The sequence below is a fragment of the Amycolatopsis sp. EV170708-02-1 genome, from assembly GCF_022479115.1.
GTDB lineage: Bacteria > Actinomycetota > Actinomycetes > Mycobacteriales > Pseudonocardiaceae > Amycolatopsis.
On the sequence record NZ_CP092497.1, the window covers coordinates 6095809 to 6119319 of the forward strand.

General features: G+C 69.5%; 33 protein-coding genes. 17 read left to right on the top strand and 16 right to left on the bottom strand.

The genetic code is table 11. The features are described 5' to 3' along the window. Positions 1–110 precede the first annotated feature (110 nt). Positions 111–647, top strand: coding sequence for a TetR family transcriptional regulator (locus MJQ72_RS27450; protein ID WP_240593930.1), 537 nt, complete (start codon positions 111–113; stop codon positions 645–647). Between the two features lie 46 nt (positions 648–693). Here the strand turns inward: MJQ72_RS27450 and MJQ72_RS27455 are convergent, their stop codons facing one another. The 6 genes from MJQ72_RS27455 to hisF all read right to left on the bottom strand — a co-directional run bounded on the left by MJQ72_RS27455 (position 694) and on the right by hisF (position 4122). After that, a complete protein-coding gene (locus MJQ72_RS27455) occupies positions 694–1299 on the bottom strand; it encodes a hypothetical protein (RefSeq protein ID WP_240593932.1) in 606 nt (201 codons plus the stop codon). 102 nt (positions 1300–1401) lie between these two features. Then, entirely contained in the window at positions 1402–2193 is a 792-nt protein-coding gene (locus MJQ72_RS27460) for a DUF3592 domain-containing protein (protein ID WP_240593934.1), read from the bottom strand. Positions 2194–2250: 57 nt separating this feature from the next. After that, positions 2251–2613, bottom strand: coding sequence for a DUF1304 domain-containing protein (locus tag MJQ72_RS27465; protein ID WP_240593936.1), 363 nt, complete (start codon positions 2611–2613; stop codon positions 2251–2253). Positions 2614–2616: 3 nt separating this feature from the next. Further along, on the bottom strand, positions 2617–2973 hold the full coding sequence (hisI, locus tag MJQ72_RS27470) for a phosphoribosyl-AMP cyclohydrolase (protein WP_240593937.1): 357 nt from the start codon (positions 2971–2973) through the stop codon (positions 2617–2619). Next, positions 2963–3352 carry a hypothetical protein gene (locus MJQ72_RS27475; protein WP_240593939.1) on the bottom strand — a complete coding sequence of 130 codons (390 nt, stop codon included), beginning with the start codon at positions 3350–3352 and terminating at the stop codon, positions 2963–2965. Before MJQ72_RS27475 ends, hisI begins: the two co-directional genes overlap by 11 nt. Next, on the bottom strand, positions 3349–4122 hold the full coding sequence (gene hisF / locus MJQ72_RS27480) for an imidazole glycerol phosphate synthase subunit HisF (protein ID WP_016335963.1): 774 nt from the start codon (positions 4120–4122) through the stop codon (positions 3349–3351). Before hisF ends, MJQ72_RS27475 begins: the two co-directional genes overlap by 4 nt. A 38-nt stretch (positions 4123–4160) precedes the next feature. Here hisF and MJQ72_RS27485 point away from each other — a divergent pair, with 38 nt between their 5' ends. From MJQ72_RS27485 to MJQ72_RS27525, 9 genes are all read left to right on the top strand, one after another. Continuing rightward, positions 4161–4763 carry a TetR family transcriptional regulator gene (locus MJQ72_RS27485; protein ID WP_240593941.1) on the top strand — a complete coding sequence of 201 codons (603 nt, stop codon included), beginning with the start codon at positions 4161–4163 and terminating at the stop codon, positions 4761–4763. A 10-nt stretch (positions 4764–4773) separates the two neighbouring features. Further along, positions 4774–5994, top strand: a complete 1221-nt coding sequence (locus MJQ72_RS27490) for a phytase (protein WP_240593943.1) — start codon at positions 4774–4776, stop codon at positions 5992–5994. Positions 5995–6083: 89 nt separating this feature from the next. Next, the gene (locus tag MJQ72_RS27495; protein ID WP_240593945.1) at positions 6084–6593 is read left to right on the top strand and encodes an RNA polymerase sigma factor; all 510 of its coding nucleotides are present in this window, start codon (positions 6084–6086) and stop codon (positions 6591–6593) included. Beyond that, positions 6590–7588, top strand: coding sequence for a hypothetical protein (locus tag MJQ72_RS27500; RefSeq protein WP_240593947.1), 999 nt, complete (start codon positions 6590–6592; stop codon positions 7586–7588). Before MJQ72_RS27495 ends, MJQ72_RS27500 begins: the two co-directional genes overlap by 4 nt. A gap of 28 nt (positions 7589–7616) precedes the next feature. Then, positions 7617–8540: an NADP-dependent oxidoreductase gene (locus MJQ72_RS27505; RefSeq protein WP_240593949.1), complete on the top strand. Its 924-nt coding sequence runs from the start codon at positions 7617–7619 to the stop codon at positions 8538–8540. Next, positions 8537–9097 (top strand): putative glycolipid-binding domain-containing protein, encoded by a 561-nt coding sequence (locus MJQ72_RS27510; protein ID WP_240593951.1) that lies wholly within the window; start codon positions 8537–8539, stop codon positions 9095–9097. The genes MJQ72_RS27505 and MJQ72_RS27510 overlap by 4 nt, the downstream gene beginning before the upstream one ends. A 48-nt stretch (positions 9098–9145) precedes the next feature. After that, the gene (locus tag MJQ72_RS27515) at positions 9146–9871 is read left to right on the top strand and encodes an ABC transporter ATP-binding protein (protein ID WP_240593953.1); all 726 of its coding nucleotides are present in this window, start codon (positions 9146–9148) and stop codon (positions 9869–9871) included. Beyond that, a complete protein-coding gene (locus MJQ72_RS27520; protein WP_240593955.1) occupies positions 9868–10602 on the top strand; it encodes an ABC transporter permease in 735 nt (244 codons plus the stop codon). Before MJQ72_RS27515 ends, MJQ72_RS27520 begins: the two co-directional genes overlap by 4 nt. 100 nt (positions 10603–10702) lie before the next feature. Further along, positions 10703–11089: a PPOX class F420-dependent oxidoreductase gene (locus MJQ72_RS27525; protein WP_240593957.1), complete on the top strand. Its 387-nt coding sequence runs from the start codon at positions 10703–10705 to the stop codon at positions 11087–11089. A 46-nt stretch (positions 11090–11135) separates the two neighbouring features. Here MJQ72_RS27525 and MJQ72_RS27530 read toward each other — a convergent pair whose 3' ends face one another. The 3 genes from MJQ72_RS27530 to hisH form a co-directional block, all read right to left on the bottom strand. Next, entirely contained in the window at positions 11136–11483 is a 348-nt protein-coding gene (locus tag MJQ72_RS27530; protein WP_240593958.1) for a DUF1330 domain-containing protein, read from the bottom strand. A gap of 80 nt (positions 11484–11563) precedes the next feature. Beyond that, positions 11564–12301, bottom strand: coding sequence for a bifunctional 1-(5-phosphoribosyl)-5-((5-phosphoribosylamino)methylideneamino)imidazole-4-carboxamide isomerase/phosphoribosylanthranilate isomerase PriA (gene priA, locus MJQ72_RS27535; RefSeq protein WP_007029948.1), 738 nt, complete (start codon positions 12299–12301; stop codon positions 11564–11566). A 9-nt stretch (positions 12302–12310) separates the two neighbouring features. Next, complete coding sequence (gene hisH / locus MJQ72_RS27540) at positions 12311–12934, bottom strand: imidazole glycerol phosphate synthase subunit HisH (RefSeq protein WP_240601431.1); 624 nt, start codon at positions 12932–12934, stop codon at positions 12311–12313. A gap of 135 nt (positions 12935–13069) precedes the next feature. On the opposite strand from hisH, the gene MJQ72_RS27545 reads away from it, so the two are divergent. The 3 genes from MJQ72_RS27545 to MJQ72_RS27555 all read left to right on the top strand — a co-directional run bounded on the left by MJQ72_RS27545 (position 13070) and on the right by MJQ72_RS27555 (position 15197). Next, the gene (locus MJQ72_RS27545; RefSeq protein ID WP_240593960.1) at positions 13070–13219 is read left to right on the top strand and encodes a hypothetical protein; all 150 of its coding nucleotides are present in this window, start codon (positions 13070–13072) and stop codon (positions 13217–13219) included. 101 nt (positions 13220–13320) lie between these two features. Then, positions 13321–14493, top strand: coding sequence for an acyl-CoA dehydrogenase family protein (locus MJQ72_RS27550; protein ID WP_240593962.1), 1173 nt, complete (start codon positions 13321–13323; stop codon positions 14491–14493). A gap of 44 nt (positions 14494–14537) precedes the next feature. After that, positions 14538–15197, top strand: coding sequence for an NIPSNAP family protein (locus tag MJQ72_RS27555; RefSeq protein WP_240593964.1), 660 nt, complete (start codon positions 14538–14540; stop codon positions 15195–15197). Here MJQ72_RS27555 and MJQ72_RS27560 read toward each other — a convergent pair. Genes MJQ72_RS27560 through MJQ72_RS27570 form a run of 3 tightly spaced genes read right to left on the bottom strand, consistent with a single transcriptional unit; the run spans position 15183 to position 17209 of the window. Beyond that, positions 15183–15611: an NUDIX hydrolase gene (locus tag MJQ72_RS27560; protein ID WP_240593966.1), complete on the bottom strand. Its 429-nt coding sequence runs from the start codon at positions 15609–15611 to the stop codon at positions 15183–15185. The genes MJQ72_RS27555 and MJQ72_RS27560 overlap by 15 nt on opposite strands. A 10-nt stretch (positions 15612–15621) precedes the next feature. Beyond that, positions 15622–16512, bottom strand: coding sequence for a transketolase family protein (locus tag MJQ72_RS27565; protein ID WP_240593967.1), 891 nt, complete (start codon positions 16510–16512; stop codon positions 15622–15624). A gap of 4 nt (positions 16513–16516) precedes the next feature. Continuing rightward, positions 16517–17209: a transketolase gene (locus MJQ72_RS27570; RefSeq protein ID WP_240593969.1), complete on the bottom strand. Its 693-nt coding sequence runs from the start codon at positions 17207–17209 to the stop codon at positions 16517–16519. 52 nt (positions 17210–17261) lie between these two features. On the opposite strand from MJQ72_RS27570, the gene soxR reads away from it, so the two are divergent. Both soxR and MJQ72_RS27580 read left to right on the top strand, forming a co-directional pair. Further along, positions 17262–17723, top strand: coding sequence for a redox-sensitive transcriptional activator SoxR (soxR, locus tag MJQ72_RS27575; protein WP_016335982.1), 462 nt, complete (start codon positions 17262–17264; stop codon positions 17721–17723). A 46-nt stretch (positions 17724–17769) separates the two neighbouring features. Further along, entirely contained in the window at positions 17770–18318 is a 549-nt protein-coding gene (locus MJQ72_RS27580; protein ID WP_240593971.1) for an RNA 2'-phosphotransferase, read from the top strand. Here the strand turns inward: MJQ72_RS27580 and MJQ72_RS27585 are convergent. Continuing rightward, the gene (locus MJQ72_RS27585) at positions 18315–19187 is read right to left on the bottom strand and encodes a hypothetical protein (protein ID WP_240593973.1); all 873 of its coding nucleotides are present in this window, start codon (positions 19185–19187) and stop codon (positions 18315–18317) included. The two genes, MJQ72_RS27580 and MJQ72_RS27585, sit on opposite strands and share 4 nt — an antisense overlap. A 46-nt stretch (positions 19188–19233) precedes the next feature. Further along, complete coding sequence (locus tag MJQ72_RS27590; protein ID WP_240593975.1) at positions 19234–19803, bottom strand: TetR/AcrR family transcriptional regulator; 570 nt, start codon at positions 19801–19803, stop codon at positions 19234–19236. A 160-nt stretch (positions 19804–19963) separates the two neighbouring features. On the opposite strand from MJQ72_RS27590, the gene MJQ72_RS27595 reads away from it, so the two are divergent. After that, complete coding sequence (locus MJQ72_RS27595) at positions 19964–22144, top strand: MMPL family transporter (protein ID WP_240593977.1); 2181 nt, start codon at positions 19964–19966, stop codon at positions 22142–22144. A 173-nt stretch (positions 22145–22317) separates the two neighbouring features. On the opposite strand, the gene MJQ72_RS27600 is transcribed toward MJQ72_RS27595, so the two are convergent. Beyond that, on the bottom strand, positions 22318–22872 hold the full coding sequence (locus tag MJQ72_RS27600) for an NADAR family protein (RefSeq protein ID WP_240593979.1): 555 nt from the start codon (positions 22870–22872) through the stop codon (positions 22318–22320). 55 nt (positions 22873–22927) lie between these two features. Beyond that, entirely contained in the window at positions 22928–23083 is a 156-nt protein-coding gene (locus MJQ72_RS27605) for a hypothetical protein (RefSeq protein WP_016335988.1), read from the bottom strand. Between the two features lie 88 nt (positions 23084–23171). Here MJQ72_RS27605 and MJQ72_RS27610 point away from each other — a divergent pair, with 88 nt between their 5' ends. Next, positions 23172–23510 (top strand): helix-turn-helix transcriptional regulator, encoded by a 339-nt coding sequence (locus tag MJQ72_RS27610; RefSeq protein WP_240593981.1) that lies wholly within the window; start codon positions 23172–23174, stop codon positions 23508–23510. Position 23511: the final 1 nt, after the last annotated feature.

Here is a 23511-nt window from a genome sequence, read left to right on the forward strand (position 1 = left end):
AAGATTGTTGAATTTCTGGCCGGGTCCGTTCATGATGACGCCATGGCTGGTGAAGACACTACCGTGCGACGACGGGGCGGCGGCCCGGCGGACAGGACACCCGGACCGCGTTGATCGAAGCGGCGCGCGCGGTGTTCGGCGAGAGCGGTTTCGACGGCGCGACCGTGCGCGCGATCGCGACGCGGGCCGGGGTCGACGCGGCGATGGTCAACCACTGGTTCGGCAGCAAGGAAGGATTGTTCGCCCAAGCCATCCTGAAGCTCCCGTTCGACCCGCACGAACTGCTCGCCGAACTCCAGAACGGGCCCGACGACGAGTTCGGCCGGCGGATCGTGCGCACCTTCCTCACCCGATGGGACGGCGCGGGCGGCGAGGTGTTCCAGGCCCTCGTCCGCAGCGTCGCCGGGCACGAACAGGCCGCGGCCGTGCTGCGCGGTTTCTTCCAGAACTTCTTCACGAAGGTCATCGGCGGACTGGGCTCGGACCGCGTCGAACTGCGGACCACGCTCTGCGCTTCCCAGCTCGTCGGGATGGGGCTGGTGCGCTACGTCGCGAAGTTCGAGCCGATGGCTTCGAGCGAGATCGAGCCCTTGGTGACCGCGATCGCTCCGACGGTGCAGCGCTATCTCACCGGCGACATCGACTGACTCGTGAGTGGTAAGGACGGTTCTAACCGTCCTTACCACTCACGAGTCAGGCCGTGTCCGGCTCGATTTCCTTGACGGGGACCGTGTAAAGCGTGTCCTTGAAGAAGCGCCCGCGCGGGAAGATCACGATCATGTCGGTGTCCTCGCCGCCGATGAAGACGGGGACTTTCTCGAGCCCTTTGAAACGGGGAGCGATCCGCAGCGACCGGCGCGTCTGAAGCAACTTGTAGTCGCGGTCGAGATAGACGTCGATCCTGGGGAACAGCCAGCCGGGTCGCACGGTCGCCATGGCCTCGCGCAAACCGGTGCTCTCAGCGGACCGACGGCGGCCCTTCCAGAGCCAGGCGGCGTACAGACACGCCGGAATACCGTAGAAAGCCGCCAAAGAAAGCGGGGCCAGCACCTCGAACCGGCGATCTTCCGAAACTATCTGACACGCGACGAAGTAAGCGATCCAGAACACCGCCCAAGCCGTCGCCCGTTGTTCGAGAAGCGACAGTTTCCCGATCAAGGGGGTGGCCACTTCTTCGTGGACCGTCGGCGGCTCGAAGCTTTCGGTGAAGTCGTCGTCCGTACCGGAACGAGGTCGCCCGGCGACCCTTGGACGTCGTCTCGGACCGTCGATCTTCTTTTTCCCTCGCCCCAGTTTCATGCACTGAGGTTAATCGAGAAGAGCGGGCTTTCCGGATAACGAGTCGCTTCTCGCTCCAGGGCAACCGTGAGCGCCCCGCGCGCGTGCAAGTGAACAGGCGCCTCAGGCCGACGCCGTCCGGGTGGCTTCACCGATGGGTTCCGTCCGCGCGGGGATCGGATAGGGTTTCCCGCTCATCATGCCGCGCGGGAACAGCACGACCAGATCGCCACCCTCGCCGCCCACCTGAACCGGCGTAGCTCCCCAATTCCGGTACCGGAACGGTGAGCGGGCGCACCACGCCGTGGCCCACGCGACGGACTCGGTCCCGTCCTCGGACACGAGATGGATCACCAGCGGGTGTCGCCTGTCGCCGCTGCGGTCCCGTTTCACCGTCGCGACCGCAGGACGCCACCCGGACGCCCTCACCAAGTGGTACCGACGACGCCAGCCCGCGGCGGAAAGCCCCGAGCACACGGCGCCGACGAAGCCGATCGCCAACGGGAAAACGCCCGCCTTGCCGAATGGCTCCGCGTTCGTCTCGTTTTCGAGACGCATCCGGCCGGGATTCGCGGGATCGTAGAACACCATGACCGATCCGTAAGGCTCGTATTCATGGTCGTGATGCTTGTGGACCAGCACTTCCCGGCGCTCCGTCCGCACCCAGTACTCCACCCGCATATGGCCGCGATCCGGTATGTCGACCACGGTGCCGTTGACCCGATTCCCGGTTTCCAGCAAGGCGGCGGACCGGGTCCATGGCGAGACCACGATGAAGATCCCGGCGACGAACACGAGAAGGAACATCGGAGCGAGCACCGCGGACCGCAGCGCCAGCCTCTTCAGCCGCGGTGTCTCCGCGGCCGGATCCGCGACGCCGATCGTGGGCGTTTCCGGCACGGCCCCCAGTTTCATACACCGATTTTACGCCGCCGGAAGGGTCACCGGGATAGGACCAAGGTCCCGACGGCGTCAGCCAGCGAGCAGTACCGCGATCAACGCCAGCGTGCCCGGCACCACCTGCACGAAGAAGATCTTCTTGCTCGCCGTCGCCGTCCCGTAGAGCCCGGCGACGATCACGCACGCGAGACCGTAGATCTTGAACTGCCAAGCCGTGCCGCCGGTCGCGATCAGGCCCCAGATCAGCGCGGCGGCCAGGAAACCGTTGTACAGCCCCTGATTCGCCGCGAGCGCGGAGCTCTCCTTCGCGAACTCCTCGGTGGTGCCGAAGGAGGCGCGAGCGCGCGGAGTGGTCCACAGGAACATCTCCAGCACGACGATGTACAGGTGGATCAGCGCGACGATGCCGACCAGCACGTTGGCGACGACATTCACGGGTCACTCGCTCTCGTCGGCCAGCAGCAGCCGTTCGTCGGTGTCGAAACAGGTGTGCGTGCCGGTGTGACAGGCCGGGCCGGTCTGGTCGACGCGCAGCAGGACGGTATCGCCGTCGCAGTCGATCCGCATCTCGCGCACGTGCTGGACGTGCCCCGACGTCTCGCCCTTGACCCACAGTTCCTTGCGGCTGCGCGAGTAGTAGGTGCCGCGCCGCGTGGTGAGGGTGCGTTCGAGGGCCTCGTCGTTCATCCACGCCATCATCAGCACGTCCGATGTGGAGTGTTCCACGACGACGGCGGCGATCAGCCCGTCGGCGTTGCGCTTCAAGCGTTCCGACAAGGCGGGGTCAAGCGTCATTCGTGGCTCCGAGAAGGTGCCGTTTCACCGGCATCGAGTTGAGCAGGACCGCCGTGTAGATGTACCCGGCGAAGAGGATCCCGGAGACGATCTTCACCCAGAAGAGTTCCGCCGCCAGCATCGACAGCGCGTGCAGCAACCCGAAGAGGAAGCTGACCGCGAACCCGGCGAACCGCGCGGACGACATCTTCAGCACCAGTCCCGCCACGACGAGACCGCCGAGGACCAGCGACGTCCCCGGCAGCAGGAACGTCCGCGCGGAGGAGTACGGCGCGAACATGAGGACCCCGGCCATCGCGAGGTACGCGAGGGCGAGCCCGAGCAGCAGCGCGCAGACGACCTTGACCTCGGTGGCGGCCTTCCACTTGTTCGGGATCACCGGACCACGACTCCCCCGGCGCGCAGCGCGCTCTTGACCTCGCCGATCTTCAACTGTCCGAAGTGGAACACGCTGGCCGCGAGCACCGCGTCCGCACCCGCTTCGACGGCGGGCAGGAAGTGCTCCAGCGCGCCGGCGCCGCCGCTCGCGATCACCGGGACGCGGACGGCCGCGCGCACCTGGGTGAGGAGTTCGAGATCGAAGCCGTTCTTCGTGCCGTCGGCGTCCATGGAGTTGAGCAGGATCTCGCCGACGCCGAGTTCCTCGCCGCGCGCGGCCCATTCGACGGCGTCGATTCCGGTGCCGCGGCGACCGCCGTGGGTGGTCACCTCGAAACCGGAGGGGGTCGGCTCGGTGCCTTCGGGGACCCGGCGCGCGTCCACCGACAGCACGACACACTGCGCGCCGAACCGGCGGGACGCCTCGCGCAGGAACTCCGGCCGCGCGATGGCGGCGGTGTTGATGCTCACCTTGTCCGCCCCGGTGCGCAGCAGCCGGTTCACGTCGTCGTTCGTGCGCACGCCGCCACCGACGGTGAGCGGGATGAACACCTGCTCCGCGGTCCGGCGGACCACGTCGAAGGTGGTCTCGCGGTCGCCGGAGGAGGCCGTGACGTCGAGGAACGTGAGCTCGTCCGCGCCCTCGGCGTCGTACAGGCGGGCGAGTTCGACGGGGTCGCCGGCGTCGCGCAGGTCGGCGAAGTTGACGCCCTTCACCACACGGCCCGCGTCGACGTCGAGACACGGGATGACCCTGACTGCGACTGACATGGGGACAAGCGTAGTCAAGGGCGTTCTAAGCTCGCGGAATGGCACAGGCGGGGCGGCGGCCGGGGCAGACCGAGACGCGGGAGGTGATCCTCGACGCGGCACGGCGCAGGTTCGCCGAACAGGGCTACGACGGGGCGACCGTCCGCGGCATCGCGGCCGACGCCGGGGTCAACGCGGCGCTGCTGCACCATTTCTTCGGCACCAAGCAGCGGCTCTTCGCGATGTCGATGAACCTGCCGGTCGACCCTGGCGAGCTGGTCCCCCGGATCCTCGAAGGCCCGGAGGACGAGATCGGCGAGCGCCTCGTCCGCGCGTTCCTCGGCCTCTGGCAGGCCCCGGACGGCCGGGCGCCGTTCCTGGCGATGATCCGGTCCGCGACCACCAACGAGCAGGTCGCGACCATGATGCGGCAGTTCCTGGAGCGGGCGGTGCTGGCGCGGGTCGCCGAGGCGCGCGGCGTGCCGAAGGTCCGGGTGGCCGGGATCGCCGCGCAGATGATCGGGTTCGCGCTGCTGCGCTACGTCATCGGGCTCCCGCCGCTGGCCGCCGCCTCGGAGGACGAGATCGTCGCGATGCTGGCGCCGGTCGCGCAGTACTACCTGACCCCCGACGTTCACCGGCCGGACACTCCGCGCGGCTAGCTTCCCGGGAATGCGCATCGCTGCTCTCCTCCCCCTCCCCCTGCTGGCGGCCTCGCTGCTCACCGCCGTGCCCGCCGAAGCGGGCCAGAACCCCTCACCCGTGGCGCAGACCAGGGCGTACGTCGACGACGCGGGCGCGGACCCGGCGAACGCCGACGCCGACGACCCGGCGATCTGGGTCCACCCGAAGGATCCTTCGGCCAGCGTCGTGCTCGGCACGCTCAAGGAAGGCGGGCTGGCCGCGTTCGATCTGAAGGCGCGGCAGCTGCAGCATCTCGCCGTTCCCGAAGGCGGCCGGTTCAACAACGTCGACGTCGTCGGCGATCTCGCCGTGGTGAGCGACCGCGGCCGGGACCGCGTGCGCGTCTACCGGATCGACCCGGCCGGTGCCGCGGCCGGCTCGCGGGTGCTGCGCGACGTCACGGATCCTTCCGCCCCACCGGTCTTCTCCGCGTCGGAGTCCGAAGTGGACGAACAGCGGACCGCGTACGGGCTCGCCGCCGGACGCGACCCGCGCACCGGCGCGCGCTGGGTCGCGGTGACCCGGCGGCACGAAACCCGCGTGGCGCTCTTGCGACTTGTCGACAAAGCGGACGGCACCGTCGGCACGGCGCCGATCGGCACGATCGACCTGCCGTCGGAATTCCGGCTGCCGAACGGGAAGACATGGTCGCCGTGCGGCGAACCGGACGAGCGGCCGCAGCTGGAGGGTTCGATCCTCGACGCCGGGAACCGCGTGCTCTACACCGCGCAGGAGGACGTCGGGATCTGGCGGATCCCGGTGCACGGCGCCGGTTTCGGCCGTCCGGAACTGATCGACAAGGTGCGGTCGTTCGGGGTGCCGCAGCGTTTCGACGAGGCGACCGAGGAATGCGTCGCCGACGGCCCCGACCCCGGTTTCGGCGGCAAGTGGCTGACGGCGGACGCCGAAGGCCTGGCGCTGGCCGACGGCAAGCTGCTCGCGTCGAGCCAGGGCGACTCGCGGTTCGTGGTCTACGACCGCGCGCTCATCCCGCGACGCGAGTTCCGGATCGTCGCCGGACGCGGGACCGACTCGGTCGAGCATTCCGACGGCGCCGCGATCACCACCAGGCCGCTGGGGCCGCTATTCCCGCACGGCCTGCTGGTGGTGCACGACGGCGAACGCCGTCCCGCCGCCACCGGCCCCGCCGGCGAGGAGCTCGCGACCACCGGGTTCGCCTTCGTCCGGCTGGAGACCGCCGTGCGGTGATCACGTTCACCGAGAAAGTTCCGCTCCCGATGCATCAGCCGGGTGGTCTCGCGCGTCCTTAGAGGGAGACCACCGGCTGAGGGGGACACGTGCCTGCGACCTTCGACGAGTTCGTCGCGGATCGCCTGGACGGCCTCCTGCGCTACGCGACCGTCCTGACCGACGATCCGTACCTGGCGCAGGACATCGTCCAGGAGGTGCTGCTGCGTGCTCAGCAACGCTGGCCGAAGATCGACTCGCCGCCGACCTACGTCCGCCGGATGGTCACCAACGAGTACCTCTCGTGGCGAAGGCGGCTGGCGGCCCGCCGGGTGACCCCGTCGTCGCCGGAAGTGCTCGACCTGGTGAGCCCGCCGGTCTCCGATCACGCCGTCGAGTACGACGAACGCGACGCGATGCTGGACCGGCTCGCGAAGCTCCCGCGCAAACAACGCGCCGCGATCGTGCTCCGCTACTACGAGAACTACTCCGACGAGGAGATCGGCGCGGTACTCCGCTGCGCGACGTCGACCGTGCGCAGCCAGATTTCGCGCGCGCTCGCGACGCTGCGGGAAACCGGGCCGTCCCCGTCCGTGCAGCCCACGGGAGCCCGCAAATGACCCGACTGAGTGACGAGCACACCGAGGACCTGATCCGGGAGAGCCTGGAGCACCTGGCGACGCGGGCGCCCGACGGTGCCGAGATCCGCGACACGCTGGCCCAACGGCCGCGAAGCCGTCCGACGATGGCCTTGGCGCTGGTCGCGGCGGCTGTCGCGATCATCGCGCTCGGCGTCCCGCTGGGCCTGCGGGCCTACACCGCGGTCCCCCCTGCCTCGCCGCGCAACGCCGATTGGGCGGTGCTGCCGTACAAGCCCGGCTGGCTGCCCGACGGCTTCAAGGAGCTGAACCGGCGCGCGAAGGCCTATCCCGCGCCGCAGACCAGGACGTGGAGCAGCGGCGCGACGGGGCAGATCCAGCTGACCACCACTCCGCTGGACGACCGGCGCGGACCGTGGACCATCGCGCCCGCGCCGAACCAGATCATCGTGCACGGCCGCGTCGGGATGGTCGCGGAGGTCTACGGCGACGCGACGATGCTGACCTGGACGCCCGACGACACGTACCTGCTGAGCTTGACGTTGTTCGGGATCAAGGACCCGCGCGACGTCGGTCAGCGGATCGCGGACGAGATGGTGCGGGACGGCCGTGCCCGGGTTTCGGGCGAACTGCGGTTCGGCGGCCTGCCCGCCGGCCTGGAGCTGTCCGGGGTGCACACGTACATGACCGCCGGCGGGGGCGCGACCGAACTCGAAGCCACCCTCGCCGGGCAACCCACCGCGGCGCCGGTCGTCACGGCGTCGCTCCGCGCCGAACGGCCGGACTCGGGCGACGCCGTGCCCGTACCGCTGAAGGTCAGAGGTGCCGACGGCTTCTACCTGCCGAAACAGACCGGCCGGCTCGGTGTCGAGGACGAAACGGTCGCCGTCCAGGTGGAGGGCGGGCGGTGGCTCACCGTGTCCGGCAAACGGGACCAGGCCACCCTGCTCGGCATCGCGAACGGCGTCCAGCTGATCCCCGGCGACTACAGCTGGTTCGGGAAGCCGCCGGAATAGTGACGGAGGGACGGGGGTTGTCGACGGCATGACGGACACCTACCGCTCCATCGCGTTCACCGAATACGGCGACTCCGGGGTCCTGCGCGTCCTCGAACGGGAACTGCCCGAGCCGGGCCCCGGCCAGGTGCGGGTCGCGGTCCGGGCCGCGGGCGTGAACCCGATCGACTGGAAGATCCGCTCCGGGCTGATGGCCGAGGTGTATCCCTCGAAGTTCCCCGCCGTCCCCGGTGGCGACATCGCCGGCGTGATCGACGCGATCGGCGAGGGCGTGTCCGATTTCGCGGCCGGTGACGAGGTGCTCGGCTCCGGAGCGGGCGGATACGCGGAGTACGTTCTCGCGGATCCCGCGAAACTGATCCGCAAGCCCGAGGCGCTTTCGTGGGAAGTGGCGGCGGCGCTGCCGGCTGTCGTCAACACCGCCTATCGCGCCCTCAACCTGCTGGATCTCCAGAAGGGCGAGACGCTGCTCATCGACGGCGCCGCGGGCGGTGTCGGCACCATCGCCGTCCAGCTCGCCGTCGCGCGCGGGCTCACCGTGGTGGGCACCGCGAGCGAAGGGAACCACGAGTACCTGCGCTCGCTGGGCGCCGTCCCGGTGCAGTACGGCGAAGGACTCTCCGAGCGCGTACGCGACGTCGCGCCGCAGGGCGTCGACGCGTCCTTCGACGCCTCCGGGCGTGGCTCGCTCGCCACCCTGGTCGAGCTGACCGGCGGTCCGAAGCGGGTCATCACCATCGCCGCGCCGGACGCGGCCGACCACGGCGTCCGCTTCACGTCGGGATCTCCGGCCGAGCAGGTGCCCGGCTCGCTGGCCGAAGGCGCCGCGCTCGCCGCCGAAGGCAAGCTCGACCTGCCGATCGCCCGGGTCTACCCGCTCGCCGAAGCGGCCGCGGCCCAGGACGAGAGCGAAGCGGGCCACGTCCGGGGCAAGCTCGTCCTGGTCCCGTGAGCCTTCCCGCGGCGGCTAGCTGGCTGCATCGGGATTCGAGAACCGGCTTCGAGGTCGCGTTCTTCCAGAGCCACGAAGGCGGCTGGAGGATCAGCGGGGCGACGACGGCGGTCGAGGACGGCGATCCCTGGTTCGTCGAGTACACGATCACCGTCGATGCCGCCTGGCACACGAGGCGGGCGGAAATCTCCGGCCGCTCGGCGACCGGCACCCGTCGCACGGTGCTCGAATCCGGCGGCGACGGGCGATGGCGGGTGGACGGGGCCCCGGATCCGCGCCTCGACGGCTGTTTCGACGTGGATCTCGAGTCGTCGTCGATGACGAACACGCTGCCGGTGCACCGGCTCGGGATCGCGCCGGGCACCGCCGCCGAAGCGCCCGCCGTGTACGTCCGGGCGGAAGGCCTCGCCGTGGAACGGCTGGAGCAGCGCTACGAGCGGGTCGGTGACCGCGACTTCGCCTACACGGCGCCGGCTTTCGATTTCTCCTGCATGCTGCGCTACGACGAACACCTGCTCGTCGTCGACTACCCGGGTATCGCCGTCCGGCAGTCCTGAAACACGCCCCCTTGACGCGCGCTTCTCAACGGGCGCAGAATTAAACGCATGGCTAATTCAGCGATCTCCGTGACGGGCCTGCGGGTCGTCCGCGGCGGCCGTGAGGTCGTCAGGGACGTCGGTTTCGCGACGCCGCGCGGCCGGATCACCGGCCTGCTCGGCCCCAGTGGCTGCGGCAAGACGACGCTGATGCGCTCGATCGTCGGCGTGCAGATCGTCGCCGCGGGCGAGGTCACCGTGCTCGGCCATCCCGCGGGCAGCCCGCCGTTGCGGCGGCTGATCGGCTACGCCACCCAGAACCCGGCCATCTACGCCGACCTCACCATCACGGAAGCCTTGCGCTACTTCGCTTCCGTGCTCCGCGCACCGATGTCCGATGTGGACAGGGTGATCGGCGAAGTCGGGCTCGCCGAGCACGCGGGCAAGCTCGTCGGCGCCCTGTCGGGCGGCCAGCACAGCCGCGCCAACCTCGCCGTCGCGCTGCTCGGGAAGCCCGAACTGCTCGTCCTCGACGAACCGACCGTCGGCCTGGATCCCGTGCTCCGCGACGAACTCTGGGCGCTTTTCCGCCGTCTCGCCGAGGGCGGGGCGACGCTGCTCGTGTCCAGCCACGTCATGGACGAGGCCGCGCGATGCGACCGTCTGCTGCTCATGCGCGAAGGCCGGATCCTCGCCGACGACACCCCGGCCGGGCTGCGCGAACGCACCGGGACGACCGATCTGGAGCAGGCGTTCCTGCGGCTGGTCCGCGAGACCGAGGTGAGCCCGTCATGAATCCCGCCCTGACCTTGGCCACGGCTCGCCGCATCCTCCTGCAGCTGCGGCACGATCCGCGCACCGTCGCGATGCTGATCGTCGTCCCGTCGCTGCTGATGGTGCTGCTGCGCTTCGTCTTCAACTCCGAAGCGGTGTTCAGCCGCGTCGCGCCGGCGCTGCTCGGCGTCTTCCCGTTCCTGATCATGTTCCTGATCACCTCGATCACGACACTGCGCGAGCGCACCACCGCCACCCTGGAACGGCTGATGACCCTGCCGATCGGCAGGATGGACCTGCTCTTCGGCTACGCGCTCGCGTTCGGCTCGATCGCGATCGTCCAGGTCGGCGTCGCCGCCGGGGTGTCGCTCGCCTGGCTGGGCCTCGACATCGCGGGCTCGATCGGGATGCTGCTGCTCATCGCCGTCCTCGACGCGCTTCTCGGGATGGCGCTCGGCCTCTTCGTGAGCGCGTTCGCGCGGACTGAGTTCCAGGCCGTGCAGTTCATGCCGCTGTTCGTGCTGCCGCAGATCCTGCTATGCGGGCTGTTCGTGCCGCGCGGGGAGATGGGCTGGCTCCTGAACTGGCTTTCGAACGTGATGCCGCTTTCGTACGCCGTCGAAGCCCTCACCCGGGTCACCACGTCGAGCACCGTGGACGCGACGCTGATCCGGAACCTGATCATCGTCGGGGCGTGTGCCCTGGCGGCGCTGGTCCTCGGCGCGGCGACCTTGCGCAGGCGGACGGCCTAGGCGCTGTCTTGTAAGTCTGTTCGATGGGCTTCGTGATTCAGGGACCGCCTGGGCGCGAAGACCGCGAACAGACTTGCAGGACAGCGCCTAGACTTTCCACATGGGATCGGAGTTCGAGCGGATCGCCGCCGAGAAGTACGTCGTCCTGACCACCTTCCGCAAGAACGGCACCCCGGTGCCGACGCCGGTCTGGGCGGCGGGCGACGGCGGCGAACTGGTGCTCTGGTCCGAGCGGAAGGCGGGCAAGGTCAAGCGCATCCGCAACAGCGGGCGGGTCGAGGTCCAGGCCTGCGACTTCCGGGGCACCAAGACCCATGGCGACGTCGTCGCGGGCGAGGCGCGGCTGCTGGACCTCGACGAGACGGAACGCGTGCGCAAGGTGATCGCGCGGAAGTACGGGGTCACCGGCCGGGTCACGATGTTCTTCAGCAGGCTGCGGGGGCCGAAGGACCGGACCGTGGGGATCGCGATCAAACTGGCGGAATGACCTGGGTCTCGTGAGTGGCGAGGACGGTTCTAACCGTCCTCGCCACTCACGAGGCTTGTAGTGCCCGAAGCCCGGCCGCCAGCGCCGCCGAGTCGTGGTCCGGCCCGCATCCCTCCACCAGGATCAGATCGCCGGGGATGTGGTCCGCCCGCAGGTGCAGGATCTCCTGGTAGGCGGCCGACGCGTACCACTCCCGCGCGGCGTCGAGGCTCGGGAACTCGATGAGCACGAGCGCCCCCGGCCACTCCCCCTCGACGACCTGGACCGCGGCTCCGTGCACGAGGAACCGGCCGCCGAAGGGATCGAGCGTGGCCTGGATCCGTTCCATGTACTCGAAGACCTCTTCGGCCAGCACTGCGGCGGGGCGAAGGTGGGCGATACCGTACGCGGTCATGATGTCCTCCCGGGTTTCGTTGTCCTGGAAGGAATCCTGACCGAGCGGGCGCGTGGCGTCGATTACCCGGGAGGTAAAGCTCAGAACTCCGCGACGGCGGCGAGCGCCTCGGGCAGGGTGAACGCGCCGGCGTAGAGCGCCTTGCCGACGATGGAACCCTCGACCCCGTCGCGGGCCAGCGCGGCCAGCGCGCGGAGATCGTCCACACTGGACACCCCGCCGGAGGCGATGACCGGCGCGTCGGTGCGCGCGGCGACCTCGCGGAGCAGGTCGATGTTCGGGCCCTGGAGGGTGCCGTCCTTGCTCACGTCGGTGACGACGTAACGCTGCGCACCGTCGCGGTCGAGCCGGTCGAGGACCTCCCAGAGGTCACCGCCGTCCTGCGTCCAGCCGCGTGCGGACAGCCGGTGCCCGGCCTCGGTGATCCGCACGTCCAGCCCGATGGCGACCCGGTCGCCGTAGGAGGAGACGACCTTCGCGGTCCATTCCGGGTCTTCCAGCGCCGCCGTGCCGAGGTTGACCCGGCGGGCGCCGGTGGCCAGCGCGGCCTCCAGCGAGGCGTCGTCGCGGATGCCACCGGACAGCTCCACCTGGACGTCGAGCTTCGCCACGACGTCGGCGAGCAGCTCGCGGTTGGAGCCCTTGCCGAACGCGGCGTCGAGATCCACCAGGTGGATCCATTCCGCCCCGTCACGCTGCCAGGCGAGCGCCGCCTCCAGCGGGCTGCCATAGGAGGTTTCGGTGCCGGCCTCGCCCTGGACGAGTCGCACGGCCTGGCCATCGGCCACATCAACGGCGGGAAGGAGCGTGAAAGTCACGCGCCCACTCTAAGACAGGGTCTGGAGCCAGTTGCGCAGCAGGTGCGCACCCGCGTCACCGGACTTCTCCGGGTGGAACTGCGTCGCCCACAGCGGCCCGTTCTCGACGGCGGCGACGAAGTCCTGGCCGTGGTTCGCCCAGGTCACCTTGGGCTGCTGCCCGGCGAGGCCGGAGTCCAGCTCCCAGGTCCGCGCGGCGTAGGAGTGCACGAAGTAGAACCGCGTGTCCGCGTCGAGCCCGGCGAAAAGCCGCGAGTCCTCGGGAGCGCGGACGGTGTTCCACCCCATGTGGGGGAGGACGTCGGCCTCCAGCCGGTCGACCGTGCCCGGCCACTCGCCGGCCCCCTCGGCCTCCACACCGTGCTCGACCCCGCGTTCGAACAGGATCTGCATGCCGACGCAGATGCCCAGCACGGGGCGGCCACCGGCGAGACGTTTGCCGATGATCTTCTCCCCCGACACCGACCGCAGCCCCTCCATGCAGGCGGAGAAGGCGCCGACACCGGGGACGACCAGGCCGTCGGCTTCGAGCGCGGCATGCGGGTCGGCGGTGACCTCGACGTCGGCGCCGGCGCGCTGGACGGCGCGTTCGGCGGACCGGAGGTTGCCGGACCCGTAGTCCAGGATCACCACGCGAGGAGTAGCCACGCGCCCAGGTTAGCGGACCGGATTTTCCGCGGATTCGCCGTTTCGACCTTCACTCTTCTGGGTAATAGCGACTCCGAGTGAAAGGCCGGCGCAGGACCGCCCTGCACTTATGGAGGAACGATGCAGGACGCCGACGAACTGACCCGCCTGCTCAGCGCGTGGCGTGAGGACATCGACAGCGTGCCTTTCCCGACCTTCGCGGAGCTGCTGATCCCGGCGCAGAAGCGGCGCACCGCCCCGCCCGCGCGGCCACGGCATCGGTTCAGGTGACGAAGACCACCGGATGGCGCGATCGCTGACACCCGACTCCGGTCGCGTGTGTGGTTTTCTTCTTGGGTAGGTGCCCCACCGAGCCGACCAGGAGTGACCGCATGAGCAGCAGCCCGGATCCGCGCGACTTCCTCGATCTCGACGCCGAGCTCTCCGCAGAGGACCGGGCCATGCGGGACGCCGTGCGGTCCTACGCGCAGGACCAGCTCCTGCCGAACGTCGCCGAATGGTACGAAACGGGCGCTCTGCCCGCCGCCGAGCTCGCCAAGGGGTTCGGGCAGCTCGGGCTGCTCGGCATGCACCTGGAGGGCTACGGCTGCGCGGGCACCAGCGCGGTCGCCTATGGCATCGCCTGCCGCGAGCTGGAGGCCGTCGACTCCGGGCTGCGCAGCTTCGTCTCGGTGCAGGGTTCGCTGGCGATGTACGCGATCCACAAATGGGGCACCGAGGAGCAGAAGCAGGAGTGGCTGCCTCGGATGGCCGCCGGTGAGGCGCTCGGCTGCTTCGGCCTGACCGAACCGGACGCCGGCAGCGACCCCGGCAGCATGCGGACGCGCGCGGTGCGCGACGGCTCGGACTGGGTGCTGAGCGGCACGAAGATGTGGATCACCAACGGAACCGTCGCCGACGTCGCGGTCGTCTGGGCGCAGACCGACGAAGGCGTGCGCGGTTTCGTCGTCCCCACGAACACGCCGGGCTTCACCGCGAACGAGGTCAAGCACAAGCTGTCGCTGCGGGCCTCGCTGACCGCGGAACTCGTGCTCGACGGCGTCCGCCTGCCGGATTCGGCGGCGTTCCCCGAGGTCAGGGGGCTGCGCGGGCCGCTGTCCTGCCTGAACGAGGCGCGCTACGGGATCCTGTTCGGCGTCGTCGGCGCCGCTCGCTCCTGCTACGAGTCCGCGCTGGAGTACACGCTGAGCCGGGAACAGTTCGGCAAACCGCTGGCCGGTTTCCAGCTCACCCAGCGCAAGCTCGCCGATCTCGTCGTCGAGGTCAACCGCGCCGGGCTGGTCGCGCTGCGGATCGGACGGCTCAAGGACGCCGGGACGCTGCACCACAACCACGTCAGCTTCGGCAAGCTCGCCAACGTCCGCTCCGCGCTGGAGGTCGCCAGGACCGCGCGCGGCATGCTCGGCGCCAACGGGATCTCGCTGGAGTACCCGGTGATGCGGCATATGTCGAACCTGGAGACCGTGCTGACCTACGAGGGGACCGAGGAGATGCACGCGCTCTCGCTCGGGCAGTCGGTCACCGGGCTCGCCGCCTTCCGCTGAGTCGTCCGCCGGAAACTGTCGGTGCGGGCCCCTATGGTCCGCACATGACCGATTTCCCCGTCGTAGAGCTGCGCAGGTACACCCTGCACCCGGGCCGCCGGGACGAGCTGATCGAGCTCTTCGAGCGCGAGTTCGTGGAGAGCCAAGAAGCCTGCGGCATGCGCCTGTTCGGTCTCTTCCGCGAACCGGCGGAGCCGGACAAGTTCGTGTGGCTGCGCGGTTTCCGTGACATGGAGGCCAGGCGGGCCGCCCTCGAAGCGTTCTACGGCGGGCCGGTTTGGGGTGCGCACGGCCCGGCGGCGAACGAGACGATGATCGACGCTTCGGACGTGCTGCTGCTGCGACCGTCCGGGCCCGGCTTCCCCGCTCCTGGTGGTGGTGGCGGGGATTCCCGGGTGCTGGCGACGGTGTGCCATCCCGCCGTCCCGGTGAAGGAGTTCTCCGAGTACTTCGCGGACACCGTGGCCCCCAAGCTGCGGGCATCCGGCGTGGACACGTTCGGCCACTTCGAAACGGAGCCGGCGGAGAACACCTTCCCCCGCCTTCCCGTGCGGGAGGACGAGACGGTGTTCGTCTGGTTCTCGAAGATCGCCGACGAGCACCGGGAAGCACTCGCCCGGCTGGGCGCGGAACTCGCGGACAGGCTCGAACGCCCTTGGCACCAGCTGGAACTGTCCCCGACCGCGCGCTCAGTCCTGCGCTGAAAGGAGGTCCGCGAGTCCGTCCGGGTAGAGGATCGCCTTGCCACTCGCCACGTCGGCCATCGGCAGCCAGTGCACGCGTGCGCCGTCGTCGAGGACGACGCCGACCTCGTCGCGCTCGTAGAACGCCTTGTCGATGAGGTCGGCGGTGAACAGGAACACGATCTCGTGCCCCGGCCTGCCTTCGAAGGTGAACACGTTCTCCAGCACGGCGATCTGCTCGACCGAGGTCAGCTCCGCCGCGAGTTCCTCCTGGAATTCGCGATGCAGCGCCTCGGCGGCGGTCTCGCCGAACTCGATCCCGCCGCCGAGCGGGCGGTGGTAGGTCACGCCTTTGGTGTTGTCGCGACCTTCGAACACGAGAAGGTCTTCGCCCCGGCGGATGACACCGAGCGCGAGCGGGCGGATCTTCGTCATCTTGGTGACGCTAGCGGAGGAATTCCTTGACGGACAAGGCGATCGAGCCGGCGTCGAGACCGTGCGCGAGGTCGTGATCGGCCATTTCGCCGTAGATCCGGACTTCCGCGTCGCGCCGGACGCCGAGGGAGAGCAGCCGGTGCGGCGTTTCGGGCAAGGCGTCCGTCACCGCGTGCGCCGAGGTTCCCGCCAGGTAGGGCTCGACCAGTACGACGTCGGTGCTCCCCGTGGCCTCGACGGCCGCACGCAGCCCGGCGGCGTCGAACGGCCGGACCGTCGAGGTGTAGAGCACGGTGACGTCGAGATCGGTGGTCGCTTCCAGCACCCTGTCGAGCATCGGCCCGACGGCCACCACCACACCCCGCCCGCCTTCGCGCAGCGTCTGCAGGCCCGCGCCCAGATGCGCCCTCGCGTTCTCCTGCGCGGAAAGCCGGAGATAGACGCGCCCGGTGCCGGGGATCGACTCGAGCAGCAGCCGCCGTGCTTCCTCGGGGTGCCCCGGCACGTGCACGGTCCAGCCCGGCAACGTGTCGATGAGGGCGACGTCCCCTGGCGCCTGATGCGTCCGCCCGGCGGTCGGCATGTCGTAGGACGCGCCCGAGGACACCAGCACGGCGCCGACGTCCTGGTGCCCGAGGTCGAGTTTGACCTGCTCGAAAGCCCGCTCCACGAGGAACGACGAGAAGGTGTGGACGATCGGGCGCATCCCGGCCAGCGCCAGGCCGCCCGCGGTGCTCATCATCAGCTGTTCGCGGATGCCGACGTTGAGCACCCGGTCGGGGTGTTTCCTCGCGGCGAAGGCGAGTTGTGCCGCGGAGATGTCGGCGAGCACGACGGCGACATTCGCGTCCGTGTCGAGCACCTCGGCGGCGGCTTCCAGGAACGTTTCACGCATGTTCATGGGTTCAGGCCTTTCGCTCGACGGTCGCGACCACGGCGAGCGGCCGGTCCGGATGGGGTGTGGTGAAGGCTTCGTGGAGCGCGTCGTGATCGCGGCCGTCGACCGTACGCGTCGCCCAGCCCTCGACCTCGAACCGGCGCGCGAGCCCGCCGGGCCAGCCGTGCGTGGCCGAGGAGTTGTCGACGACGACGGCGGTCAGCTGCGGCATGCCGATCCGGCCCGCGATCGCGATGGCCTCGGCGTTGGAGCCCTCGTCGAGTTCCGCGTCGCCGACGAGGGTGACGACCTTGGCGTCACGGAATCCTTTGGCGCGCAGGCCGAACACGGTGCCGATGGCCAGCGGGAGGCCGTGCCCGAGCGAACCGCTGGAGATCTCGGCCACGGGCAGCCTCGCCCGATCCGGGTGGTGGCCGAGGCGGGACTCGGCCGAAGTCCAGTCGGCGAGTTCCTCCTCGTGGATGAAGCCCTTCTTCGCCAGCACCGCGTAATAGGCCATCGGGCCGTGACCCTTGGACAGCAGGAAGCGGTCGCGGCCGGGCTCTCGGATATTCTCCGGGGTGATGTCGAGCACACGGTCGTAGAGCACCCACAAGACGTCCACAGTGGACTCCGCGGCCGCCTGATGCTTCTCGTCCCCGGTCATCAGCGAGATCAGCCGCGGCAGATCCTCGTAACCGGTTTTGATGTCAGTGGTCATGAACCGAGGTTGCAACCTCGACTTAGGTCGAAGTCAAGGCTAGCCTGGCGACGTGACGAGACTGGCTGAACATCTGAGCATCGGACAGGTCGCCGACCGCAGCGGCGTGCCCCATACGGCTTTGCGTTTCTACGAGGACAAAGGGCTGATCAGCTCCGAGCGCTCGGCGGGCAACCAGCGGCGGTACTCGCGTTCGGTGCTGCGCCGGATCGCCTTCATCCGCGCCGCGCAGCGGGTCGGCCTCAGCCTGGACGACATCAGCTCGGCGCTGGAGACCCTGCCCAAGGACCACGCACCCACCAAGGCCGACTGGGCCCGCCTCTCGCGGGGCTGGCAGGACGAACTCGACGCGCGGATCGACGCGTTGCAGCGCCTGCGCGACAGGCTGACCGGCTGCGTCGGCTGCGGTTGCCTTTCCCTGCGCAGCTGCGGGCTCTACAACGCCGACGACCAGATGTCCCGGTTCGGCCCCGGCGCGGGCAAACTGCGCCCGGCTTCCGAGGGCGGGATCTGAATTCCGTTGCCACGCGGGTGCCGGATGTGCGTCACTGTGACTCGAAATGGACAAGAAACACCTCATCCGGGTCTCGAAACGACTCTCCCGGCATCTGCGGCACGCACCCGGCGACATCGGGATCACCCTCACCCCTGACGGCTGGGTCGAGGTCGACACCCTCCTGGCGGCCTTGCGGCGCAACGGCTTGAAGCTCACCCGCGCCGAACTCGACGAAGTCGTCGAGGGCAATGACAAGCGGCGCTTCGCCTTCGACGAGGACGGGCTGCGCATCCGCGCCAGCCAGGGCCACAGCGTCGACGTCGACCTCGCGCTGCCCGCCGCGATCCCGCCGGACGTGCTGTACCACGGCACGGTTTCCCGGTTCCTCGACGCGATCATGTACGAGGGGCTCCGGCCGATGAACCGGCACGCCGTGCATCTCTCGGCGACCGTGGACACCGCGCGGGCCGTCGGGGCGCGGCGCGGCGTCCCGGTGCTGCTCGCCGTCGACGCACGGGAGATGACCGCCGCCGGGCACGAATTCCAGGTGAGCGCCAACGGTGTCTGGCTCACCGCCGCCGTTCCGCCGGAGTTCCTGCGCCGTCTCGGCTAGACCAGGCCGTTGGCCCGTAGTAGCCCCAGCGTGCCCACGGTGAACATGCCGTTCCACTCCAGTGCGGCCGCGGGCGAATAGCTGGTGTAGTCGACCCGCCAGCCCCCGTCCTCGTGCTGCCCGCCCGCCACTCGCCGCAGATCCGCTTCGATGACTTCGGACCGGAACAGCTTCCGTGCCGGGCCGCCGGGCTCCGGGGCGAAATCGAGCGGGCGCATGGCCTCGCCCTCGATCCCGCCGCCGACGGCGACCACCCCGTCGTCCGGGAGGAACCGGCCGAGCTTCTCGACCAGGCGCGTGTCGCCCAGTGCGTCCACCAGCTTCATCGCGAAGGCGAGCACGAGCGCGTGCGGTGCCTCGTCGAGCTTTTCGATCTCGCCGAGGCAGTAGCTCGTGGCCTTCGCGAGCCACGGATGCGCGGCGACCGCGGGATCGTGCGCCGCGACGCGATGGGCGGTGACCGCGACGATCGCGGTGATCTGCAGCGAGGAGACCGACGGATCCGCAGTCGCCCAGAACGGCGCGCTGCCGTCGGGATCCGGCATCGGCAACGCGAACGGGATCCCGCCGTCGGGTAAGGAGATCGAGGCGAGCCAGTCGCAGAGTTCGGCCGCGCGCGGACTGGTCGCCGGGCCGACGTCGGCGAAGACCTCGAAAGCGTGCAGCGCGCCACCGGGCTGACTCGTCACCGAGCGGCAGTCTGGTTCGAGCCCGTGGCCGTAGCCACCGTCGGGATTGCGGTACGCCTCCAGCGCGGCTAGTGCCGCCGCCGGGTCACCGTCGCGGAAAAGGACCTCGAAGCGCCGCCTGTCGAGCAGCCGGGCCTGGGTGGCCATGAACGTGGCCGCCGTCTTCAGATCGATGTTCATACCGACAGGGTCGCGCGGATCGCGGCCGTCGTCTTGAACACATCGGTCACGAGCGGCGGCGCGGGCGGTTGTAGAGCTTGCGTCCGACGGCCAGGAGCGTTTCGCGCAGCGTCTCGTCGTCGAGCGAGGCGACCTCGGGCGAGCCGCCGGCGACGGCGATCCCCGCCAGCAGCACCTGGGCGGTCACGGTCGCGGTGAGATCCGGATCCGGGCCGACGAGGATCTCCATCATCCGGTTCTTGAAACTGTCCGAGCTGTGCACGGACTTCTCGATCGCGCGGGCGATGCCGGGGTCGCTGGAGAACAGGGCGACCAGCGAACGGTGCCGCACCACGAGATCGACGAAACCGTCCAGCAGGTGGTCGATCTGCGCGCCCCGGGTGCGCTGGGCGCGGGCGTCGTCGACGATGCCCTCCAGCTCGCGCAGCACGGGCTCGGCGACCGACTCGGTGATCTCCGCCTTCGTCTTGAAGTGGTAGTAGACGGCGGCCTTCGTGACGCCGAGGGCGTCCGCGATCATCTGCAGCGAGGTGCCTTCCACGCCGTGTTCGGTGAACAACCGCAACGCCGTGCCCAGTAGTCGCGTGCGGGTGTCCTCCGCGTGGACGACGTCCATGTTCCCTCCTCGTTCAGCCGTCGGAGATTACGTCAAGCGTGCCCGCGCGGCCAAACGAGTACTAGCCGTGCGGCTAGTCACACACTTGCCGATCGGCTTGTAGCCCCCTAGCCGGTCGGCTAGCTTGGAATGAACCTGATCGAGTGAACGGGAGACTTTCGTGGCCAGCTTCCTCTACCGCCTGGGCCGGTTCTCGTTCCGGCGCCGGGCACTGGTGACGGCGGTGTGGGCCGCCGTCCTGGTGGCCCTCGGCGCGGGAGCGCTGACCCTGTCCGGCCAGCTTTCGAACTCGGTGACCATCCCCGGCACCGAGTCGCAGAAGGCGATCGACCAGCTCGCCGACCGGTTCCCGGAGGCCGCCGCCGGTGGTGCGACGGCGCGCGTCGTCATCTCGACGCCCGGCGACATCACCGACGCCGCCGGCCAGGCGGCGATCACGGGACTCGTCAAGGGACTCGAAAACGCCCCGAAGGTCGCCGGCGTGGTCAACCCGCTGCAGATGCAGGCGATCTCCCCCGACAAACACGTCGCGCTGGCGCAGGTCTCCTATCGCGTGCCGGGCTTCGAGCTCACCGACGCCGACCGCGAAGGCCTGATGGCCGCCGCCGATTCCGCCAAGGCGGCCGGGTACACCGTGGACTTCGGCGGTGACGCCGTGCAGGCGATGCCCGCGACCAACGCCACCGAAGGCCTCGGTGTCGCTGTCGCCGCGGTCGTCCTGATCATCACCTTCGGCTCGCTGCTCGCGGCCGGGATCCCGCTGCTGACCGCGCTCATCGGCGTCGGCATCGGCATGGCGGGCATCACGACCGCGTCCGGTTTCCTCGAACTGAACACGAACACGCCGGTGCTCGCGCTGATGATCGGCCTCGCCGTCGGCATCGACTACGCGCTCTTCATCGTTTCCCGCTACCGGCACGAACTCACCATCGGCCGCGATCCGGAGGAAGCCGCCGGACGCGCCACCGGCACCGCGGGCTCCGCCGTGGTGTTCGCCGGGCTGACCGTCATCATCGCGCTGGCGGGCCTGACCGTCGTCGGGATCCCGTTCCTCGGCGAGATGGGGATCGCGGCGGCGATCACCGTCGCCATCGCGGTCGTCATCGCGCTCACCCTGCTGCCCGCCATCCTCGGTTTCGCGGGCGGCAAACTGGCGGGCGGCAAGATCCGCTTGCGCCGCAAGGAAAGCGCGACGACACACGGCGAGCGCTGGGCGAAGTTCGTCGCCCGCCACCGGATCCCGGTGCTGATCGCCGCGATCGCCGGGCTCGCGATCGTCGCCGTGCCCGCCGCGAGCATGCAGCTCGGCCTGCCGAACGACAGCACCGCCGCGCCGGACACCACCCAGCGCAAGGCTTACGACACCGTCGCGCGCAGCTTCGGCGAGGGCGCGAACGGGCCGCTGGTAATCGTCGTCGACCTGAGCGGCAGCACCGACCGGCAAGCCGCGCTCCAGCAGGCGGCCGCGGGTATCGGCGGCCTCCCCGAACGCCCGATCGTCACGCCGCCCAAGACCAACCGCGCCGGTGACCTGGCGCTGCTGACCGTCATCCCGAAGAGCGGTCCGAGCACCACCGCGACCGAAGACCTGGTCAGCGACATCCGGGGCCTGAACGCGGGGCTGGGTTCGGCCACCGGCGCGTCGCTGGCGGTGACCGGCCAGACCGCGGCCAACATCGACGTCTCGGAGAAACTCGCCGACGCGATGCTGCCCTATCTCGCGCTGATCGTCGGGCTCGCGTTCCTGCTGCTGATGCTGGTGTTCCGCTCGATCGTGGTCCCGCTGAAGGCGACACTGGGCTTCCTCGGCTCGGTGGTCGCGACGTTCGGCGCCGTGGTGGCCGTGTTCCAGTGGGGCTGGCTCACCGACCTGCTCGGCGTTAAGACGACCGGGCCGATCATGAGCATGCTGCCGATCCTGCTGATCGGCGTGCTGTTCGGGCTCGCGATGGACTACCAGGTGTTCCTGGTGACGCGGATGCGGGAGGAATACGTCCACGGCGCCGACCCGCAGCAGGCGATGGTGACCGGTTTCCGGCACGGTTCCCGTGTCGTGGTCGCGGCCGCGCTGATCATGATCAGCGTGTTCGCCGGATTCGTCCTCGCGGAGTCCTCGCTGATCCAGTCGATCGGGTTCGCGCTGGCCTTCGGGGTACTGGTGGACGCGTTCGTGATCCGGATGACCATCGTGCCGGCGCTGATGTCGCTGCTCGGCCGCGGTGCGTGGTGGCTGCCGAAGTGGCTGGATCGCGTGCTGCCCGATGTCGACGTCGAAGGCGAGAAGCTCGCGAAGCAGCTCGATGCGCCTGATGAGCGGGAGCTGGTCGACGCCTCGAAGTAGGTTCTGGCGGCGAAGGCGGCCTGGGCCCGTTGCGCCCATGTCGCGAAAGCCACTTTCGAGACATCAGACGTCGCGAAAGTGGCTTTCGCGACGCGCCGCTTGGCCCGCCCCTCGATAAGTACGTGAAGGCCCCCTTCATTGCGTCTAGCGCAGTGAAGGGGGCCTTCACGTACTTAGGTGAGCGCCGCGCGGGCCTCTCCCAGCGCGAAGCCGAGCAGGTTCAGCCCGCGCCAGCGTTCGGCGTTTTCGACGTGCGGATGGTCAGCCGCCAGCCCGATCCCCCAGACGGAGTCCAGCGGGCTGGCCTCGACCAGCACACGATTCCTGGTGCCGAGCAGGAAGTCCCGCAGGTCCGGATGTTGCCGGAACTTCGCGACCGTTCCGTCGAGAACGATGCCGTAGCGTTCGTCCTCCCAGCGAGCCTGCTCGAATCCCCGCACTTCGCGGCCCAGAGCCTTGGCCTCACGAGGGTGCCGCGCACCGAGGATCCGTGCCGCGCTCCCGGCGTCGTCGAACAGGATCGCCTTGCGCCACATCATGTAGTGCTCGGCAGTCGGGAAGGTTTCGCCGTCGGCGGTGAACCGGGCGGGCCACCACTGGCTGAAGCATCCGGGACCGACCGTGCCGTCGCGCCGAGGCTGATGGCCCCAGAAGCAGAGGAATTTGACCCGGCTCCCCGATCGCTGGAGCCGGACGACTTCGGCGACCGAGCGCGGGTTTCCGGACATGCCGGACAGCATGCTCGCCGTCGTCGCGGCGCGCAGCTGATTTACCGGGCGGCGGTCAGGCCAGCCAGGCGATCGCGCCGCCGATGGCCAGCAACGCGCCGATCCCCAGCACGACGGCCATGAACTTGACGCTCTTCCAGGTCGCGTAGACGCCGCCGATCAGGAAGCCGCCGAGCGCGAACAGCAGCACAGCGATGGTCGTGTTACTCACGACCGCCACCCTGCCACACGCCCGCCACCGGGACCGCGCCGGGCTCACACCTTGTCACCGGGAACGAACCCGGCTAACGTACAACCACATGGTTGTACTTCGAGAGGAGAGCGAGGAGTCGCTCAACCAGCTCTTCCGCGCCTTGGCCGACGGCACCCGCCGCGACATCCTGGCGCGGGCGATCGCGGAAGCGCCGTCGGTGTCCGAGCTCGCCGCGCGGTACGAGATGAGCTTCGCCGCCGTGCAGAAACACGTCGCCGTGCTCCAGCGCGCGGGGCTCGTGCGGAAACGCGCCAACGGCCGCGAACAGCTGGTCTCGACCGACCGCGAGCGGCTCCGGCTCGCCACCGAACTCCTCGACTCCTACGAAGTCCTTTGGCGCCAGCGGGTGGCGCAGCTCGACGACGTCCTCCGGGAAGGGGAATGAC